Source organism: Burkholderia sp. 4M9327F10, from assembly GCF_005503145.1.
Classification (GTDB): Bacteria; Pseudomonadota; Gammaproteobacteria; order Burkholderiales; family Burkholderiaceae; genus Paraburkholderia.
The window spans coordinates 37,469-57,319 of the sequence record NZ_SCNV01000029.1 but is presented as its reverse complement, the minus strand read 5'-3'; the positions used below and the strand labels follow the sequence as shown (position 1 = coordinate 57,319).

The following is a 19,851-nucleotide window of genomic DNA, read 5'->3' as shown; positions in this document are numbered from 1 at the left end:
CAGCCACGGTGGAGCTTCGGCTCAGTTCACGGCGACCGGCAGATCGAGCTTGCTCACGCCCGGCAGTTCGCAGGCGTTGATGGCATCGCAAATCGCTTCGATGGCGGGCATGCGGGTGAAGCTCTTGCGCCAGGCCAGCACCACGCGGCGATCCGGCACCGGTTCGTCGAAGGCCACATAGCTGAGCAGCCCCGAGTCAATGCCACCTGCCTGCGGCTTCACTTCCTGCACCGACATGCGCGGCAGCACCGTAATGCCCACCCCGCTTGCCACCATATGGCGGATCGTTTCGAGCGAAGAGCCTTCGAAGGTCTTCTGGATGCCGTCCGCGTTCTGCGAGAAGCGCATCAGTTCAGGGCACACACCCAGCACGTGATCGCGGAAGCAATGGCCGCTGCCGAGCAGCAGCATGGTTTCCTGCTTGAGATCGTCCGGGTCGATCTTCGAGCGCTGCTCCCACGCATGGCCGGACGGCAGCGCGACGACAAACGGCTCGTCGTAGAGCGGGCGCAGCATCAGCCCGGTTTCCGGGAACGGCAGCGCCATGATCGCCACGTCGATCTCGCCCTGCTTGAGCAGTTCGATCAGCTTGAGCGTGTAATTCTCCTGCAGCATCAACGGCATCTGCGGGACGCGCTTGATCATCTGCTTGACGAGAGTAGGCAGCAGATACGGTCCGATCGTGTAGATCACGCCAAGGCGCAGCGGGCCGACCAGCGGATCTTTGCCCTGCTTGGCGATTTCCTTGATGGCAAGCGTCTGTTCGAGAACGCGCTGGGCCTGGGTGACGATTTGCTCGCCGATCGGCGTCACGCTCACTTCGCTCGTGCCGCGCTCGAAAATCTGCACGTTCAGTTCGTCTTCGAGCTTCTTGATCGCCACGGACAGCGTCGGCTGGCTGACGAAACACGCCTCCGCCGCACGGCCAAAATGCCGCTCGCGGGCAACTGCGACGATGTATTTCAATTCAGTGAGCGTCATTGGGGACCAATCAGTACGATGAATTCGATAGGTTTCAGTTATACACCTATGGGGCCAATTCGCCAACCTCCCCCGGCACAGGGAATGCTGCGGAAACGTTACCGGCCGTAACGAAGGCCGGTTCAATGCCGCTCGCAACGTCCGTCATGACGCCGGCTCAGGCTTTCAGATATTGTTCCCGCGCACCGAGCCAGCGCGCCAGGTGCTGGGTGACCACCTCCGGATACTTTTCCAGCAGATGCGCCGCCGCTTCGCGAGCCGGTTCGATCAGCCAGCCGTCCTCCTGCAGATCGGCAAAGCGCAGCATGGCCGCGCCGGACTGACGGGCGCCGAGAAACTCCCCCGGGCCGCGGATTTCGAGGTCGCGGCGGGCGATTTCAAAGCCATCGGTGGTTTCGCGCATGGTTTGCAAACGGGCGCGCGCAGTCATCGACAGCGGCCCCGTGTAGAGCAGCACACACACCGACGCCGCGCTGCCCCGCCCGACCCGGCCACGTAACTGGTGCAGTTGCGCGAGGCCGAAGCGCTCGGCGTGCTCGATCACCATTAGCGAGGCGTTCGGCACATCCACGCCGACTTCGATCACGGTGGTCGCCACCAGCAACTGCACCTCGTTGCGGGTGAACGCGTCCATCACTGCGGCTTTCTCCGCCGGGGCGAGCCGCCCGTGCACGAGACCGACCTTCAGCTCGGGTAACGCGGCGACCAGCGTTTCATAGGTTTCGACGGCGGTCTGCAACTGCAGCGTCTCGCTCTCTTCGATCAGCGGACAGACCCAGTAGACCTGCCGCCCGGTCAGCGCCGCTTCGCGCACCCGGCCAATCACTTCTTCGCGGCGCGCGTCGGAAACGAGCTTGGTGAGAATCGGCGTGCGGCCTGGCGGCAGCTCGTCGATGGTCGAGACGTCGAGGTCGGCGTAATAGGTCATCGCCAGCGTGCGCGGGATCGGCGTGGCGGACATCATCAACTGGTGCGGCTGAAAATCGCGCACGCCGTCCAGCGCTTTGTTCTCCGAAGGGGCGCCTCCCGGGGGACGCGCCTTGGCACGCAGCGCCAGCCGCTGGGCGACGCCGAAACGGTGCTGTTCGTCGACGATCACGAGGCCGAGCTGCGCAAACTCCACCGTGTCCTGGATGATCGCGTGAGTGCCGATCACCAGTTGCGCGGTGCCGAGCGCCGCGGCTTCAATTGCGGCGCGCTTTTCCTTGGTCTTCAGACTGCCGGCCAGCCATGCGACGCTGACGCCGAGCGGTTCCAGCCAGCCGCGCAGCTTGCGCGCGTGCTGTTCGGCGAGGATTTCGGTGGGCGCCATCAGGGCCGCCTGGTAGCCGGCGTCGATGGCCTGCGCGGCGGCGAGCGCGGCGACGATGGTCTTGCCGCTGCCCACGTCGCCCTGCAGCAGGCGCTGCATCGGATGCGGCTGGGTCAGGTCCAGCGCGATTTCTCCGCCCACGCGCTCCTGGGCGCGGGTCAGCGAGAACGGCAGCGCTTTCAGCAGACGCGCCACCAGCGAGGCGGGATCGTCCGCAGTCCGGCGCGGCATGCCCGGCGCCGCGCGGGTGCGCCGCTCGTCATGGGCACGCTTTAACGACATCTGCTGAGCAAGCAATTCCTCGAACTTGATGCGCACCCAGGCCGGATGCGTGCCGTCCATCAGCGCGGTTTCGTCCGAATCGACGCCGGGGTGATGCAGCATACGCACCGCCTGCAGCAGCGGCGGCACGCCAAGCGGGTCCAGATAGGTCCGCGCGACCGCTTCCGGCAGCAACTCCGGCAGCGCCGTGCGCGAGAGCGCGTTGTCGATCGCCTTGCGCAGATAGGCCTGGCTCACGCCCGCGGTGCTCGGATAGACCGGCGTCAGCACCTGCGGCAAGGGCGTGTCTTCATCGACCACGCGCACGGCAGGGTGCACCATCTCCATGCCGAAAAAGCCGCCGCGCACGTCGCCGCGCACGCGCAGCCGCGCGCCGATCGCCATCTGCTTGACCTGCGAGCCGTAGAAATTCAGAAAGCGCAGCACCAGTTCGTCACCGGCGTCGTCGCGTAGTTTGACCAGCAACTGGCGGCGCGGACGATAGGCAATTTCGTTGTCGAACACCACGCCTTCGGTCTGCGCGATGCCGCCCGGCAGCAGGTGCCCGATTGGCGTCAACGAGGTTTCGTCCTCGTAGCGCGTCGGCAGATGCAGGACCAGATTGATGTCGCTCGTGAGGCCGAGTTTGGCGAGCTTGTCGGCGGTTTTGGCGAGCGCCGGGGCGGCTTTGTCAGTTTTATCGGCCTTACCGGCCTTCTTGTCCGCCTTCTTGTCCGTCACCACGCCAGCTCTGTCCGCCTTGATGGCTTTGCCGGCTTCGGCCGCGCCAGCCGGCTTGGCTGATCGGGCGCCTCTGGCTGCGTTGTCCGGCCCGGCCTTGAGCAGTTCCCCACCCTTGCCGCGGGCGGCGGGGCGCTTCGGCTCGGCGCTCACTTCGTCGGTAGCGGAGGGCAAACGGCGGTCGGACAAAGGCATGGGTTGCTTCGCAAGTACAATATCGGCTTTCAGGGGTTTCGCGGCGCCGCAGCGGCGTCCCGCAATCATAGCCGCACGCCGTGAGGCTTCGGTGCAAATCCGCCCGGCTTCGGGCCAATTCAGTTTCGTTTCACGTCCAGTATCCAGTCAGTCCGCATGTTCACGCTTTCCGATTTCGATTTCGATCTGCCGCCCGAGTTGATCGCGCAAACCGCGTTGCCAGAGCGCAGCGCCAGCCGTCTGCTGGAAGTCGACGGCCTCGCCACGCCCACGCGTCTCACCGACCGCCGCTTTGCGGAGCTGCCCGAGTGCATCGCTCCCGGCGATCTGCTGGTGTTCAACGATACCAAAGTCCTGAAGGCGCGCTTCCTCGGTCAAAAGGCCAGTGGCGGCAAGATCGAAGTGCTGGTGGAACGCCTGACGGGCGCGCGCACGGCGCTCGCGCAGATTCGCGCCAGCAAGAGCCCCGCGCCCGGCACGACGCTGCGTCTGGCGGATGCCTTCGACGTAACGGTCGGTGAGCGCGTCGAGCCGTTCTATACGCTGCACTTCCCCGACGACTGCCTGACGCTGATCGAGCAATTTGGCCGCCTGCCGCTGCCGCCCTACATCGAGCACGACCCCGACGCGACCGACGAGACCCGCTATCAGACCGTGTTCGCGCAAAATCCGGGCGCAGTGGCCGCACCGACCGCGGGCCTGCATTTCGACGACGCGTTGCTGGCGCGCCTGACCGAACAAGGCGTGGAGCGTGCGACGCTCACGCTGCACGTCGGCGCCGGCACGTTCCAGCCGGTGCGGGTGGAAAACCTCTCCGAGCACAAGATGCACAGCGAGTGGTACCAGTTGCCGCAAAATCTGGTGGACCGGATCGCCGAGACGAAGGCGCGCGGCAACCGCGTGATCGCAGTCGGCACGACCTCGATGCGCGCGCTCGAAGCCGCCGCGCGTGACGCGGAAGCCGCCGGCCGGCCACTTGCCGCGACCGCCGCCGAAACCGATATCTTCATCACGCCGGGCTACAGATTCCGGGTGGTGGACCGGCTGGTGACGAATTTCCATTTGCCGAAGTCGACGCTGCTGATGCTGGTGTCGGCGTTCGCGGGCATCGAGACGATCCGCGCGGCTTACCGGCATGCAATCGAGGAGCGCTATCGCTTCTTCAGCTACGGTGACGCAATGCTGCTCACGCGCAACGACGGCTAAGGGCCAGTGCTGCGCATGGCAGTCATATGCTGTGGCAGCGTTGCATGCTGGCGCGGCTCACGGTAGTCTGCCGCACCTCGTTTTTCTTTACCCAGCCGCCGTGGCACGCCCGGCGGCATTCATTTGCGCCGGACTGTTTTCCGGTTGCACAGGAGTCCCCTCATGACCGAAGGTCATCACCACGGCACGGGCACGCCGGGCGCCGATTGCCCCGTTTGCGCCAATCACAACGACAACAGCGCCGAACGCCCTGCCAACGGCCTCAAGTTCGAACTGCTCGCCACCGACGGCCAGGCCCGTCGCGGCCGCCTGACGCTGAATCACGGCGTAGTCGAAACGCCGATCTTCATGCCGGTCGGCACCTACGGCACCGTGAAGGCGGTGCAGCCGCGCGAGCTTGAAGAGATGCACGCGCAGATCATCCTCGGCAACACCTTTCACCTGTGGCTGCGCCCAGGACTCGAAACAATCGGCGCGCACGGCGGCCTGCACCGCTTCATGGGCTGGAATAAGCCCATCTTGACCGACTCCGGCGGCTTTCAGGTATTTTCGCTAGGCGATCTGCGCAAGATTACCGAAGATGGCGTCACGTTCGCCTCGCCGATCAACGGCGACAAGCTGTTCCTGTCGCCGGAAGTGTCGATGCAGATCCAGAAGGTGCTGAACTCGGACATCGTCATGCAGTTCGACGAGTGCACGCCGTACGCCACCAACAACGTGCCCACGTCGCACAAGGACGCCGCCGACTCGATGCGCATGTCGATGCGCTGGGCCCAGCGGTCCATCGACGAATTCAACGGCCTCGGCAACCCAAACGCGCTGTTCGGAATCGTCCAGGGCGGCATGTTCGAGGACCTGCGCGACGAATCGCTGGCGGGTCTGGCGGAGATGGACTTCCACGGCCTGGCCATCGGCGGCCTGTCGGTCGGCGAGCCGAAGGAAGACATGATGCGCGTGCTCAACCATATCGGCCCGAAGCTGCCGGCTCACAAGCCGCACTACCTGATGGGCGTGGGCACGCCGGAAGACCTGGTGGCCGGCGTGGCGGCGGGCGTCGACATGTTCGACTGCGTGATGCCGACCCGCAACGCCCGCAACGGCTGGCTTTTCACCCGTTTTGGCGACATCAAGATCCGCAACGCGACCCACAAGAACTCGCTGCGCCCGCTCGACGAAAGCTGCGGCTGCTACACCTGCCGGAATTTCACCCGCGGTTACCTGCATCATCTGCATCGGGTCGGCGAAATTCTTGGCGCGCAACTCAATACGATCCACAATCTGCACTACTACCTCGAACTGATGGGCGAAATCCGCGCATCCATCGAGACGCAGTCGTTCGAGGCGTTCCGCAAGCGCTTCCACGAAAACCGGGCACGGGGTGTCGAGCAGGCCGTCTAGAGCGCGCCTACGAGAAAACCATCACAAAAAGAGCATTTAAATGCCCCGCTGAAGGCCCACAATAGCGCCCGCTGGCGGATTCTTCCGACGAATCCGCCAAGCCTGCAACCAAAACATTACAATTTTATTTCGCGATAGCCGGAAGGGGCTTTAACAGCTTGATCGGAAAGCCCATTTGCCGCGCCTTCGTACCAAATGCCGGTGGTAGAATAATCGGCTGATTTTTTTGATCGTTATAACGGAGAGACCAACGTGTCGTTCATTTCAAGCGCCTTCGCTCAAGGCTCAGGCGGTGCAGAATCGAGCCTGATGAGTTTCCTGCCGCTGATCCTGATGTTTGGCGTGCTGTACTTCATCATGATTCGTCCGCAAATGAAGCGCCAGAAGGAACATCGCAACATGCTCGCTGCGATGGCCAAGGGCGATGAAGTGGTGACGAACGGCGGCATCGTCGGCAAGGTGACCAAGGTTAGCGACGCGTATGTCGGCGTCGAAATTGCTGAAGGCACGGAAATCACCGTGCAAAAGGCATCGGTCACGACGATTCTCCCGAAGGGCACGATCAAGTCGCTGTAAGGCCTGCTCTCTCGCGTCCGGCGCGGCCTCGCGGAACTCAAGCCAGCATGCCTGCCATGCCCTTCATGCAAACAGGTATGCGGCCGCGCTCATCGCCGGACGCATCGCTTCCAAGCCAACCTTCCCGTTGGACCACTCCATGAATCGTTACCCCCTCTGGAAATATGTCGTGATGGTCGTGGCGCTTGCCATCGGCCTCATCTACACGCTGCCCAATTTCTTCGGCGAAGCGCCGGCGGTGCAGGTGTTGAGCGGCAAGGCAACGGTCAAGCTCGATTCGACAACGCTGTCGCAGATCGAAGCCGCACTGGCTGCCAATCAGATCACTGCTTCCGACGTGACGTACGACAACTCGTCGAGCAACGCGAACATCCGCGTGCGTCTGTCGGATACCGACACGCAGTTGCGCGTGAAGGATCTGCTGTCGAAGACGCTGAACAGCGACCCGACCGATCCGAACTTCGTCGTCGCACTGAACCTGCAAAGCGCCTCGCCGCGCTGGCTCACAGCCCTGCACGCGCTGCCGATGTACCTCGGCCTCGACCTGCGCGGCGGCGTGCACTTCCTGCTGCAGGTGGACATGGCGGGCGCGCTGAACAAGAAGCTCGATTCGGACGCCTCGGACGCGCGCACGCTGCTGCGCGACAACAACATCCGCGACGGTGGCGTGAACCGCGTCAACCAGACGGTGGTGATCAATTTCGCCGACAAGGACACCGCAGACGCTGCCTCCAAGCAACTGTCGCGCAGCGTCAGCGAACTCCAGTGGGCCACCCAGACGGCGCCTGACGGCAGCTATCAACTGGTCGGCACGTTCACGCCGGCGGTGCAGAAGACCGTCGAAGACGCCGCGCTCAAGCAGAACATCACCACGCTGCATAACCGGGTCAACGAACTTGGCGTGGCCGAGCCGGTGATCCAGCAGCAAGGCTCCGACCGTATCGTGGTCGAACTGCCGGGCGTGCAGGACACGGCGAAGGCAAAGGACATTATCGGCCGCACGGCAACGCTCGAAGCGCGCCTCGCCGATCCGGTCAACACCCACCCACAGCCTACAGACCCGGTGCCGCCGGGCGACGAACTGTTCACCGAAGGCAATCAGACGCCGGTGCTGTTGAGAAAGCAGGTGATCTTTACCGGCGACCGCATCATCGACGCATCGGCCGGTTTTGACGAGCACCAGCGTCCGTCGGTCAACATCCGCCTCGACTCGGCCGGTGGCCGCGCCGTGGCTGCGGTGTCGCGCGACAACATCGGCAAGCCAATGGCCATGGTGCTGTTCGAGAAGGGCAAGGGCCAGGTGCTGACGGTTGCGACGATCCAGTCGGAACTGGGCGACCGCTTCCAGATCACCGGCCAGCCGACCCCGCAAGCCGCCGCCGACCTCGCGCTGCTGCTGCGCGCCGGTTCGCTCGCCGCGCCAATGGACATCATCGAAGAACGCACGATCGGCCCGAGCCTCGGCGCCGATAACATCAAGAAGGGCTTCCACTCGGTGGTCTGGGGCTTTGCCGCCATCGCCGTCTTCATGATCGCGTACTACCTGCTGTTCGGCGTGATCTCGATGATCGGCCTGTCGGTCAACCTGTTGCTGCTGGTAGCCGTGCTCTCCATGCTGCAGGCCACGCTGACCTTGCCGGGTATCGCCGCTATCGCGCTGGCGCTCGGTATGGCCATTGACGCGAACGTGCTGATCAACGAACGGGTGCGTGAAGAACTGCGCAACGGCGCGCCGGCCCAACTGGCCATCCAGAACGGCTACGCCCATGCCTGGGCGACGATTCTCGACTCGAACGTGACCACCCTGATTGCGGGCCTCGCGCTGCTTGCGTTCGGCTCGGGCCCGGTCCGCGGCTTCGCGATGGTGCACTGTCTCGGCATTCTGACCTCGATGTTCTCCGCGGTGTTCTTCTCGCGCGGTCTCGTGAACCTCTGGTACGGCGGCAAGAAGAAGCTGAAGTCGCTGGCAATCGGCCAGGTCTGGAAACCGGCAACACTCGAAGGTGCCGGCGCTGCTGCGTATCTCGGCAACGACGACGCCGCAACCGACACGGCACGTGCGGTCAGTGCCGCCTCGGCCAAGCCGAAAGCCACGGCCCAGACCCGCCCCGGCAAGCCGACGGTGCGCCGTCGCAACAGCCCCGGCAACACGCCGCAAAAACCGGGTTCATCCCGCTGAGTCCCGGAGAACAAGACCATGGAATTTTTCCGCATTCGCAAAGATTTGCCGCTCATGCAGCGCGCGTTGGTGTTCAACGCGATCTCGCTGCTGACGTTTATCGCTGCCGTGTTTTTCCTGCTGCATCGCGGGCTGCATCTGTCGGTGGAGTTCACCGGCGGGACGGTCATCGAAGTCCAGTACCCGGCCACCGTGCCGCTCGAGCCGGTGCGTGGCACGCTCGCCAAGCTCGGCTATCCGGACGCCCAGGTGCAGAACTTCGGCACCTCGCGTGACGTGCTGATCCGTCTGCCCGTCAAGGCCGGCTTGACCTCGGCTCAGCAGAGCGATCAGGTGATGGGCGCCTTGAAGGGTGAAGATGCCCAGGTGCAGTTGCAGCGCGTCGAGTTCGTCGGCCCGCAGGTCGGCAAGGAACTCGTCACCAACGGCCTGCTCGCGCTCGCCTGCGTGGTGGCCGGCATCGTGATCTACCTGTCGTTCCGCTTCGAATGGAAGTACGCCGTGGCCGGCGTGATCGCCAACCTGCACGACGTGGTGATCATTCTTGGCTTCTTCGCCTTCTTCCAGTGGGAGTTCTCGCTGTCGGTGCTGGCTGCCGTGCTGGCGGTGCTCGGCTACTCGGTGAACGAGTCCGTGGTTATTTTCGACCGGATTCGCGAAACCTTCCGCCGCGAACGCAAGATGACGGTCATCGAAGTCATCAACCACGCCATTACCAGCACGATGTCGCGGACCATCATCACCCACGGCTGTACGCAGATGATGGTGCTGTCGATGTTCCTGTTCGGCGGCCCCACCCTGCATTACTTCGCTCTCGCGCTGACGGTCGGTATTCTGTTCGGTATCTATTCGTCGGTGTTCGTTGCGGCGGCACTGGCGATGTGGCTGGGTGTGAAGCGCGAAGACCTGATCAAGGACAAGAAGGAACGCCACGATCCGAACGACCCGAACGCGGGCGCGCAGGTCTGAGGCTAGAGGCAACAAAAAACAGACAGCCAAAAGCAGTCTCAACGAAAAGGCCGGTTCAGTCGAACCGGCCTTTTTCTTTACCGCCGCGCTACGCGCTCTCTGTCCTCGCGCACTCCGCTCAGCGAAACCCCAGCTTGTGACGCGCTGCAAGCAGCGCAATCAGGCTGATCACCGCAGCGAACATCAGGTAAAAACTCGGCGCCACCTTGGATGCCGTAGCACCGATCAACCACGTAATGATGAACGGACCGAAGCCGCCGAAAATCGTCACCGCGATGTTATAGGCGAGGGACATGCCCGTGGTGCGCGTCTGGACCGGGAATATCTCCGACAGCAAGCCCGGCAACGCAGCGAAATAGCCCGTCATCAGAAAACCGAGCACGATCTGCACGGCGATCAGCGTGCCGAAACTCGGATGCGCGACGAGGTAGACGAAGGCCGGATAGATCAGCACGAGCAGCAGCAGCGCCGACACCAGCATGATGCGAGTGCGGCCATGCCGGTCTGACAGATGGCCGACCAGCGGCGAAAGCAGCATCTGGATCACGCCGGTCAAAGCGATCGCAGCAAAAGCAACCCACGGGGCGAGGCCCAGTTGCTTGACACCGTAGGTCGGCATGAAGAGCACGAGATAAGTCGCCACGGTGCCCAGCACCACCACCCCGACCGCGATCAGCAGGCGCAGCTTCTGGCCGGTGAAGGTGTCGCGCAGCGGCGTCGTGGTGGTCTCGGCCGCAAGGAACTCCGGCGTCTCGTCGAGCCGGGTGCGGATATACCACGCCACCGGGCCGATCAGCAGGCCGAAGAAGAACGGCACACGCCACCCCCATGCCGCCATCTGCTCGCCCGAAAGATTGCCGGTCAGCAAAACCCCGAACCCCGCTGCCAGCAGCGTGGTCAGCCCCTGGCTTGCCACCTGCCAGCTCGCGAAAAAGCCGCGCCGGCCCGGTACGTGCTCGGCGAGAAAAGCCGTCGCGCTGCCGAATTCCCCGCCTGCAGAAAAGCCCTGCATCAGGCGCGCAATGACGAGGATCACCGGCGCCGCGAGACCGATAGTCTGATAAGTCGGCAGGATCGCGATAATCAGCGTGCCGCCCATCATCAGCAGGATCGACAGCGTGAGCGCAGCCTTGCGCCCGGCGCGGTCGGCATAGGCGCCGATCACAATCGCACCGAGCGGCCGCATGAAGAACGACACCCCGAACGTGCCAAGCGTCAGCAGTAACGACACCGTGTCGTTGCCGGTGGGAAAAAACAGCTTCGCAATCAGCACCGCGAAAAAACCGTAGACCACCAGATCGAACCATTCCAGCGCATTGCCGATCGAGGCGGCCACCACCACTCGCCACGAGTTTGGACGGCTCGCGGCAAGGCTTGCAGACGTCGTTGCGTTCATGCAGATCTCCGTTTGCGCGTGGAATAGTCGTGTGGGCTATCACCCCCGCCCTTGTGCGGCCGGACTGGATGCGCGCACAACCAGTCCGCTGCCGGAACTGCTTATTGAGTCGCTCGCTGGGTCGCTTACTGCTTGATGCCTTCCGCCTGGATATCCAGCTTGGTGTCCATGCTGAATCCGTACTTGCTGCCGAAGTCCATGCCGTAATCCGCACGGTTGAAATGGGCGCTCGCCTCCACGCCGCACACTTCGCGCTTGAGCATCGGATGCTGCATGCACTTGAACGAGTCGATCGTCAGGTTCAGCGGCTTGGTCACGCCGTGCATCGTCAGGCTGCCGATCACTTCAACCGGCTTGTCGCCGTCGAAGCGGATCTCCGTGCCTTTATACGTGACCGACGGGTATTTGGAGACATCGAAGAACGCGTCCGACTGCAGATGCTCGTCGAGCTTGGTATTGCCCGTCTGGACCGAAGCCGGGTCGACCGTCACGTCGACCGTACCGGTTTTGGCGGTGCGATCGAGCGTCACCGTGCCGGAGCTTTTCGTGAACTTGCCGCGCCACACCGAGAGGCCGCCGAGGTGGTCCGCCTCGAAACTCGGATAAGTGTGGGTCGGGTCGAGCATATAGGTGTCGGCCGCTACTGCGTTGAATGAGAACGCAGCGCTCAGGGCGGCAGCGGCAATCAGCAGGGTTGTCTTCAAGTCAGGCTCCTTTCAGGAAAGCACCGCACGCCTCGCGCCGGTGCGGGTCCGCAGTGCGTCTTTCTTATTTACGTGCTGCGACGATATGAAATTTGATGACGACGTCATCGGCCACCACCGAGGTGTCCTTCCACTCGCCCGTGCCGATATCGAACTGCGAGCGCTTGATTGTCAGCGCACCGTCGAAGGCCTGGCTTGGGCCCTGCTGCGTCACGGTCACCGGCACCACCACGGTCTGCGACTTGCCCTTGATGGTCAGCTTGCCGGTCACCTTGAACTGGTTGCTGCCCGCCGGCGCGATCGCGCTCGACACGAAGGTGGCCTGCGGGAACGTCTTCGCATCGAACCAGTCCTTGCCGCGCACCTGGTCGTTATAACTCTCGTCGCCCAGATCGTAGCTGCCCACGTCGACGCTGAACTGCGCGCTGCCGTCAGCGGGCTTCGCCGGGTCGAACTTCACATCTGCGCTGAACCTGTTGAACTTGCCCTCCACCGGCACGTTCATCTGCTTCGATGTAGCGGTAATGGTGCTCTTCGTCACGTCGACCTGGGCGAGCGCACTACCCGCCGCGCTCAGCGACGCGGCGGCAAACGCCGCCAGCATGTAGCGATAAAACGAAACTTTCATGGAAGTCCTTATTTGAGGAAAGGAAGCATGCGCGAGAGCAGCCCGTCGCGGTCCAGCCATTGATGCTTGAGCGCCGCCGCCACATGCAGCACGAACAGGACCAGCAGCGTGTAATTGAGCGTGATGTGAATATTCTTCAGCAGGACCTTGAGCACCGGATCGGGCGCGATCAGGCGCGGCAGCGGCACCAGCCCGAGATACACCACCGGCACGTTGGCGGCCGAGCTATACAGGTAACCGGACAGCGGAATCGCGATCATCAGCACATACAGCAGCAGATGTGTGAGGTGAGCCGCGGCCCGTTGCCAGGACGCCATGCGGCGCGGCAGCGCCGGTGCGCCATGGGTGGCCCGCCACAGGATGCGCAGCACCGAGAGCCCGAACACCGTCACGCCGATCCATTTATGCCAGGAAAAGTAGCGTAGTTTGGTGGGTGTGAAGCCGGGGATGTCGGTCATCACCCAGCCAAGCGCGAAGCCGCAGACGATCAGCAGCGCGATCAGCCAGTGAAACGCGATAGCGGTCCGGGTGTACGAGTCGCGCGCGCCGAAGTTAGGTTTGGGTGCCATGAAAGGTCAACGCAAGCTGAATGGTTAGCGGCGCATGCAGCGCCTGGGAACCCTGCACGCATCGAGCAGGGCTGCCCCGGCCGCTGCTGGTTGCCGCCTGCCGATTACGCCGGCCAGCAGCGAAGCACGCCAAGGCCGCCATGCTACCCCAAGCCGAAAAAGCCGGTTGGCGGAGTTCGATGTAAAGGCTTAAGCCGTTATTGATAGCGTAACCAGAAGGATTGAACAATTGGGGCCGGAAAATGTCCGACGCTTATCAGATTACGCCAGGCCGATGCCAAGGTCTTGCCTGACATACCTGACTTACGCCATGTTCATGTCCCGTGCCTGACCCATGCGCGCATGGCGGTGCGCGTTTGGTACTATTGGCTGCAGGCTTTCGCCAGACCTTACCGTGCAAGCCCACGTTGCACGACCCGCTCACGTCATTTTGCCCTTCTGCCGTATGGAACATGACAACCTGATCGCGTGCCACGAGTGCGACACCCTTTTCCAGAAGCCACGCCTGCTCGGCCGCCGCGCCGTGGCGCGCTGTCCGCGTTGCGGCGCGACGCTGTATCGCAGCGTGTCACGACGGCTGGACGGCATCAGCGCCATGACGCTAGCGGCCCTCTTCACCTTTCTGATCGCCCAGGCCTATCCAATCCTCGAACTGGACGCCAACGGCATTACCTCGCAAACGACCCTGTTCGGCGCGCTCGTCGCGCTCTGGAACGAGGACATGCAAATCGTCGCCGTGATGGTGTTTTGCGCCACCACGCTATTCCCGTTGACCGAGCTCGTTGCGCTGCTTTACGTGCTGATCCCGATCCGCTCGGGCCACGTGCCACCGGGCTTCAACCAGGTGCTGCGCGCCATCCAGTTCGTGCGGCCGTGGGGCATGATCGAGGTGTTCATGCTCGGCGTGCTGATCACCATCGTCAAGATGGTGAGCCTTGCCCGCGTGATTCCCGAAGCGGCGCTGTTTGCCTTCGGTGCGCTGACGTTGATGTTCGCGGTGGTCGTCACGTTCGACCCGCGCACCTTGTGGGATATCGCCGACGAACTGAACGCACGGCGCGCGCGACCCACGCCGCGCACAGCGGCCGACAGCGCGGCAACCGCGGTCGCCGCGAATATTCCGGGCCCGCCCGCCACCCCTCACCAGGGATAAGCGAACGATGAAATACGTTACCGCGCTGCGCGCGGGCCTGGTTTCCTGCCACGCATGCGGCCGCGTCGCCCCGCGCATCCGCTCGGTCACCCCGCAGCACTGCGAGCGCTGCGGTGCGTTGCTGCACCGGCGCAATCCGGACAGTCTGATGCGCACCTGGGCGCTACTGATTGCGGCCGCCTTGCTGTATATTCCGGCCAATCTGCTGCCCGTGATGCACACGACTTCGCTGCTCGGCTCGGAGGACGACACGATCATGAGCGGTGTGGTCTACTTCTGGACCTCGGGCGACTGGCCGCTTTCGGTGATTGTGTTTATCGCCAGCATCATGGTGCCGATGCTCAAGCTCACCGTGCTCGTGCTGCTCACCGTCACGGCCCAGCGCCGTTCGCGCTGGCGCCCCACCCAGCGCATGAAGCTGTACCGGATGGTGGAGCGCATCGGCCGCTGGTCCATGCTTGACGTGTTCGTCGTGACGCTGACGGTTGCGCTGGTGCGCTTCAAGTCGCTTGCCGTGATCACCGCCGGCCCGGGAGCCATTGCGTTCGGCTCGGTGGTGATCCTGACCATGCTGGCGTCGATGCAGTTCGATCCACGGCTCATCTGGGACAACGTGGAAGGCGCGGATCAGATGGAACACGCAAAACGCGCCCGGCGGGCGCAAAAGACCGACCCCACGCGGGACGCCACAGCTGTAACCGGCGCCAGGGGCGTGACAGGCGCACAAGACGCAACAGGCAGCATCCAACAATCTCAGGACCCCAAACATGACTAGCCCGCAAGGACCGACGCCCGCCCCCAGCGCGCCGCGCAACGATTCGAACGGACCCACGCTGCCTCCCAACCTGCCCGACCCCGAGATCGAACCGCGCAGCCACTGGCTGCCGTCGCTGGTCTGGGTGATTCCGCTGATCGCCGCGCTGATTGGCATTGCACTCGTGATCAAGTCGGTCACGGAGAAAGGCCCGGAGATCACCATCAGCTTCAACGACGCGGAAGGCCTGGAGCCCGGTAAGACCCAGGTCAAGTACAAGGACGTCGACATCGGCCTCGTGAAGGCCATCACGCTGTCGAAAGATCTCTCGCACGTGCTGATCCAGGTTCAGTTGACCAAGGAAGCCGAGAACTTTGCCGTCAAGGACACCCGCTTCTGGGTGGTGCGGCCGCGGGTCGGCGCAAGCGGCGTCTCAGGCCTGAGCACGCTGCTCTCGGGTGCGTATATCGGGGTGGACGCCGGGCGTTCGCAGGATAGCCAGAAGGAGTTCGTCGGGCTGGAAACCCCGCCGCCGATCACCGGCGGGCAGAAGGGCCACCAGTTCACGCTGCATGGCGATTCGCTCGGCTCGATCGATATCGGCTCGCCGATCTTCTACCGGCGTGTGCAGGTCGGTCAGGTCGTGGGTTTCTCGCTCGACAAGGATGGCACCGGCGTCACGCTGCAAGTGTTCGTATCCGCGCCGTACGACCAGTATGTCGGCATCAACACGCGCTGGTGGCATGCGAGCGGCGTCGATCTGCGGCTCGATTCGAGCGGCTTCAAGCTGAACACGCAGTCGCTCGCGACGGTGCTGGTGGGCGGCCTGTCGTTCCAGTCGCCGCCAGGCCAGGCGGTCGGCGCGCAGGCGCCGAACAACATGACGTTCCGCCTCGGCTCGGATGAAAGCGACGCGATGCGTGAACCGGACGGCGTGCCCCTGCGCGTGGTGATGAACTTCAACCAGTCGCTGCGTGGGCTGTCGGTCGGCGCGCCGGTCGACTTCCGCGGCATCGTGCTCGGCCAGGTGACCAACATTGGCATCGACTACGATCCGAAGACCAAGGACTTCACCATGCCGGTGACGATGAACCTGTACCCCGACCGCCTCGGCAAGCGTTTCCGCGAGAAGGCGCCGGAGCCGGGCAGCGTCGCCGGGCAGCAACTGCTGCAGCGTCTGGTCCAGCATGGCCTGCGCGGACAGTTGCGCACCGGCAACCTGATCACCAGCCAGCTGTATGTGGCGCTCGACATCTTCCCGAAAGCGGCGCCAGCGACGGTCGACGTCACGAGCGACCCGCTCGAGCTGCCGACGATCCCGAACACACTCGACGAATTGCAGTTGCAGGTGGCCGATATTGCGAAGAAACTCGATCAGGTGCCGTTCGACCAGATCGGGGCGAACCTGAACAGCTCGCTGAAGAACGCCGATCAACTGTTCTCGCGCCTGAACACCGAAGTGGTGCCGCAGGCTCGCGACACGCTGGCGGCCGCCAAGCAGACCTTCGGCTCGGCCGAGGCGACGCTGCAGCAGGACTCGCCGCTGCAGTCCGACGTCCATCAGGCGCTGCAGGAGCTGACCCGCACGCTGCAGTCTTTGAATGCGCTGTCGGACTATCTGGAACGTCATCCGGAATCGCTGTTGCGCGGAAAACCAGGAGATCAACCATGATGTTTGCCCAGCTCCCCCGTTCGCCGCGCGGCGTTGCCCGCGCCACCGCGTGCCTCGGCGTCTGCGCCGGACTGCTGGCGCTGGCGGCATGCTCTTCGTCGCCGGCGAGCCGCTTTTACACGCTCGGCGACGAGGCCGGCCCGGCCACGGCGCGCACGGCTGCCACACCGGCGCTGCTGATTGAAGTGCCGCCGGTCGACGTGCCGTCCCAAGTTGCCAAGAACCAGCTTGTGGTGCAAACCGGCCCGACCCAGGTGCAGGTGCTCGAACAGGAACGCTGGGCCTCGTTGCCCGGCGACGAGATTCGTCGCGCGCTGTCGTCCGATCTCACGCAGCAGTTGGGCACGATTGACGTGTACGGCACAGCGTATCCGGAAGGCACGCCTGTGTATCGCGTCAGCATGAACGTGCAGCGATTCGAATCGTGGCCCGGTTCGCATGCGCTGATCGACGCGGTATGGAGCGTGCGTGCCGTGCGTGGCGAAACGGTCATGACCTGCCGCAGCGTGGTGAGCGAGCCGGTGACGGGTAGCTATGATGCGCTGGCGGAAGGGCATCGCCAGGCGGTACAGCAGATCTCTACGCAGATCGCGGCTGGTATTCAGGCGCTGGCTGCGGCGGCGCCGCGTGTGCCGACTAGCGCTTCCGTCAAGGGCGCCTCCGGCACGCCGGCGCGGATCACCCAGCCTGGCGTGCCCTGCCCGCTGCCGGTTGGGCCAAGCGCGGCGCTCGACGGCGCGGGCACTGCTGCGGCTGCGCACCCTGGCAGCCACGCCAGCGCCGCCGCCAACGGCTGATTTGCCGGCATGACAAGGGCCGGCGCGCTTCGCCCGTCCGCCGCAGTTCTCCCATGCTTCGGCCCGGCGCGTGGCGTCGCCCGCTTCGCCGCGTGCACCGCGCAGGGCCCTATGCCATACGGCCAGCTTGCCGGATCCCTCCTGTTTAGCGATCCTGAGTGCTTCCGCGCACGTGATCGCGCCTCGCCACGCATTTAACAATTCATGCTTCGATCCATCAAAACCTTCGTCAAGAAATGGCGTGCGTCACGCAGCAGCGGGCATCAGCTCGACGCGCTGCTGGCCATCGCCGACCAGCACGCGCCGTATGCGGACCGCAGCGAATGGCTGATCGAGCTGTCACACTGGATCCATCGCGGCGGGGCCGTGCAGGCGGTCGCGCAGGATCCCGCGGAAGACGACACGCGCCGGCTCCCCGAGCACACACGTTTGCGTTACATGCTGCACGTGCTGGACCGCAACCCGGCGTGGAAGGCCAATGTCGCCGGCGTTCTGCGCGCGCTGCTGCGCGAGAGCGACGCCATCTCCTTGCTGTGCGATGCCGGCATGCCGGTGCACTCGGCCTTTTTCGGGGCGCTGTTCGAGCGCTTCGAGTCCTCGCTGATTCCCCCCGCGCCGAATCGCCGCGATCTCGCGGCAATCTTCACGCTGATGTTCACCTCGGAGCAGGACGCCGAGTGGATCGCCGCGCTGCCCACCGACCTGCTGGTGCGTATCCGCGACCTGTTTAGCTACGAACTGGACACCAGCGATCCGCGCGAAGCCGCGCCGTTCTCGCTGGACCTGCTCGCGGCCCTGCACAACCTGACCTGCCAGATCAGCTCCACCGGGCTGTCGCAAACCGTGCGCAGCCGCCTGGGCGACACCGACGTGCGGGTGGCAATGGAGAAGCAGCCGTTCTACCGGCTCACGCGCGCCATGCTGGCGGTAGAGGCAGCCCACCAGGCGGTCGAAGAAGGGGCCGAGCCCGGCAAGCTGCTGCACGAGGTCAACTATCTGCGCGTGCTGCTCGACGAATGCCGCATCGCCACCGACAACGTCTTTGCCCACTTGTACCGCAACGGCGTGAGCGTCGACATCGTGTTCCAGGTCGAGCGGATGCGCATGCGCATCCAGCGCGCCGAGCATCTGCTCGATGCGTGGATGGCGTCGGACGACCTGCATGCGGGTGCTCGGCTCACCGCCGAACTGGTGAATGCCAACCACGCGAGCCAGAGCGTGTCCCATCTGATGCGCAGCAATTTCTCACTGCTCGCGCGCAAGGTGGTCGAATACAGCGCGGATACGGGCGAACACTACATTGCCCGCGACCGCGCCGAGTATCTGAAAATGCTGCGCATGGCAGCGGGCGGCGGGCTTGTCACGGTGGTGACGGTGTGTGTGAAGTTTGCGATCACCGGCGCTCATCTGCAGTCCATGCTTGAGGGCCTGCTCTCCGGCGTGAACTACGCAGCCAGCTTCCTGCTGATGCACTTCCTGCATTTCTCGCTCGCCACCAAGCAACCCGCCATGACGGCGCCGACCATCGCCCGCGAGCTGGACGGCGCGGGCACGCCCGACGGGGTGGACAGCTTCGTGACCTCCGTGGTCGCGCTGATCCGCACCCAGGCGGCGGCCGTACTCGGCAACGTGACGCTGGTGTTCCCGGTATGCCTGGGCGTGCAGTTGCTGTGGCACGCGGTCTTTCACGCAAACATCATCTCCCCCGAAAAAGCGCATGCCACGCTGCATTCGTTCTCGCTTCTCGGGCCAACGCCGCTCTATGCGGCGCTGACCGGCGTGCTGCTATGGTCTTCAAGCCTGCTCGCAGGGTGGGCCGACAACTGGTTCGTGCTGCACCGGGTGGCCGACGCGCTCACCTACAACCGCCGCCTGCGTATGACGCTGGGCGCCGCCGGCGCCGCGCGCCTTGCCAGGTTCTGCCGCTCGAACGTGGCCGGCGTGGTGGGCAACATTACGCTGGGCCTGATGCTCGGCCTCGTGCCCGCGATCCTGACGGCATTTGCCTTTACCTTCGAGGTCCGGCACGTGACGCTGAGCTCCGGCTCGATCGGTGTCGCGCTCGGCGTGCTCGGCAAAGGCGCGCTGGATCTACCCGAGTTCTGGTGGGCCATCGCCGGCACATTCAGTATGGCGATCCTGAACGTCGCGGTCAGTTTCGCGCTCGCGTTTTATATGGCCGTGCGCTCGCGCGATCTGCGCCGCAACTATGTGCGCTCGCTGCGCGGCGCAATCTGGCGGCGTGTATTCAGGCGGCCGCTGGATCTGGTGTGGCCGGTGAGCGCATCGCGCGAAGGGCCTTGAACGGCGGTGCGCGGTCCGTACACCCCGACCGCGTACAATAGCGCCTTATTCAACGC

The 19,851-nt window shown here is 64.1% G+C and carries 16 protein-coding genes; 10 read left to right on the top strand and 6 right to left on the bottom strand.

Annotated features, from left to right (window positions below):
* Window positions 1-21: 21 nt before the first annotated feature.
* Together FFS45_RS23955 and recG are read right to left on the bottom strand one after the other, a co-directional pair.
* On the bottom strand, window positions 22-981 hold the full coding sequence (locus tag FFS45_RS23955) for a LysR substrate-binding domain-containing protein (protein WP_137957111.1): 960 nt from the start codon (window positions 979-981) through the stop codon (window positions 22-24).
* 157 nt (window positions 982-1,138) lie between these two features.
* Window positions 1,139-3,490 (bottom strand): ATP-dependent DNA helicase RecG, encoded by a 2,352-nt coding sequence (recG, locus tag FFS45_RS23950; RefSeq protein ID WP_137957110.1) that lies wholly within the window; start codon window positions 3,488-3,490, stop codon window positions 1,139-1,141.
* A 156-nt stretch (window positions 3,491-3,646) separates the two neighbouring features.
* On the opposite strand from recG, the gene queA reads away from it, so the two are divergent.
* From queA to secF, 5 genes are all read left to right on the top strand, one after another.
* The gene (gene queA / locus FFS45_RS23945; RefSeq protein ID WP_137957109.1) at window positions 3,647-4,696 is read left to right on the top strand and encodes a tRNA preQ1(34) S-adenosylmethionine ribosyltransferase-isomerase QueA; all 1,050 of its coding nucleotides are present in this window, start codon (window positions 3,647-3,649) and stop codon (window positions 4,694-4,696) included.
* A gap of 162 nt (window positions 4,697-4,858) precedes the next feature.
* A complete protein-coding gene (gene tgt, locus FFS45_RS23940) occupies window positions 4,859-6,094 on the top strand; it encodes a tRNA guanosine(34) transglycosylase Tgt (RefSeq protein ID WP_249362904.1) in 1,236 nt (411 codons plus the stop codon).
* Between the two features lie 252 nt (window positions 6,095-6,346).
* Complete coding sequence (gene yajC / locus FFS45_RS23935; protein ID WP_137957108.1) at window positions 6,347-6,670, top strand: preprotein translocase subunit YajC; 324 nt, start codon at window positions 6,347-6,349, stop codon at window positions 6,668-6,670.
* Between the two features lie 139 nt (window positions 6,671-6,809).
* Window positions 6,810-8,849, top strand: coding sequence for a protein translocase subunit SecD (gene secD, locus FFS45_RS23930; protein WP_137957107.1), 2,040 nt, complete (start codon window positions 6,810-6,812; stop codon window positions 8,847-8,849).
* A gap of 18 nt (window positions 8,850-8,867) precedes the next feature.
* Window positions 8,868-9,818, top strand: a complete 951-nt coding sequence (gene secF / locus FFS45_RS23925; RefSeq protein ID WP_137957106.1) for a protein translocase subunit SecF — start codon at window positions 8,868-8,870, stop codon at window positions 9,816-9,818.
* Between the two features lie 118 nt (window positions 9,819-9,936).
* On the opposite strand, the gene FFS45_RS23920 is transcribed toward secF, so the two are convergent.
* The 4 genes from FFS45_RS23920 to FFS45_RS23905 all read right to left on the bottom strand — a co-directional run bounded on the left by FFS45_RS23920 (window position 9,937) and on the right by FFS45_RS23905 (window position 13,115).
* The gene (locus tag FFS45_RS23920; RefSeq protein ID WP_137957105.1) at window positions 9,937-11,214 is read right to left on the bottom strand and encodes an MFS transporter; all 1,278 of its coding nucleotides are present in this window, start codon (window positions 11,212-11,214) and stop codon (window positions 9,937-9,939) included.
* Window positions 11,215-11,339: 125 nt separating this feature from the next.
* Window positions 11,340-11,906, bottom strand: coding sequence for a YceI family protein (locus tag FFS45_RS23915; RefSeq protein ID WP_137957145.1), 567 nt, complete (start codon window positions 11,904-11,906; stop codon window positions 11,340-11,342).
* 76 nt (window positions 11,907-11,982) lie between these two features.
* Entirely contained in the window at window positions 11,983-12,546 is a 564-nt protein-coding gene (locus FFS45_RS23910) for a YceI family protein (RefSeq protein ID WP_137957104.1), read from the bottom strand.
* Window positions 12,547-12,554: 8 nt separating this feature from the next.
* Window positions 12,555-13,115 (bottom strand): cytochrome b, encoded by a 561-nt coding sequence (locus tag FFS45_RS23905; RefSeq protein ID WP_137957103.1) that lies wholly within the window; start codon window positions 13,113-13,115, stop codon window positions 12,555-12,557.
* Between the two features lie 445 nt (window positions 13,116-13,560).
* Here FFS45_RS23905 and FFS45_RS23900 point away from each other — a divergent pair, with 445 nt between their 5' ends.
* The 5 genes from FFS45_RS23900 to FFS45_RS23880 all read left to right on the top strand — a co-directional run bounded on the left by FFS45_RS23900 (window position 13,561) and on the right by FFS45_RS23880 (window position 19,795).
* A complete protein-coding gene (locus tag FFS45_RS23900) occupies window positions 13,561-14,268 on the top strand; it encodes a paraquat-inducible protein A (RefSeq protein ID WP_137957102.1) in 708 nt (235 codons plus the stop codon).
* Between the two features lie 7 nt (window positions 14,269-14,275).
* Window positions 14,276-15,043, top strand: coding sequence for a paraquat-inducible protein A (locus FFS45_RS23895; RefSeq protein WP_349292327.1), 768 nt, complete (start codon window positions 14,276-14,278; stop codon window positions 15,041-15,043).
* Window positions 15,036-16,694 (top strand): MlaD family protein, encoded by a 1,659-nt coding sequence (locus FFS45_RS23890; RefSeq protein ID WP_137957101.1) that lies wholly within the window; start codon window positions 15,036-15,038, stop codon window positions 16,692-16,694. Before FFS45_RS23895 ends, FFS45_RS23890 begins: the two co-directional genes overlap by 8 nt.
* Window positions 16,691-17,491: a PqiC family protein gene (locus FFS45_RS23885; RefSeq protein WP_137957100.1), complete on the top strand. Its 801-nt coding sequence runs from the start codon at window positions 16,691-16,693 to the stop codon at window positions 17,489-17,491. The genes FFS45_RS23890 and FFS45_RS23885 overlap by 4 nt, the downstream gene beginning before the upstream one ends.
* A 204-nt stretch (window positions 17,492-17,695) precedes the next feature.
* Complete coding sequence (locus tag FFS45_RS23880) at window positions 17,696-19,795, top strand: site-specific recombinase (protein WP_137957099.1); 2,100 nt, start codon at window positions 17,696-17,698, stop codon at window positions 19,793-19,795.
* Window positions 19,796-19,851 lie beyond the last annotated feature (56 nt).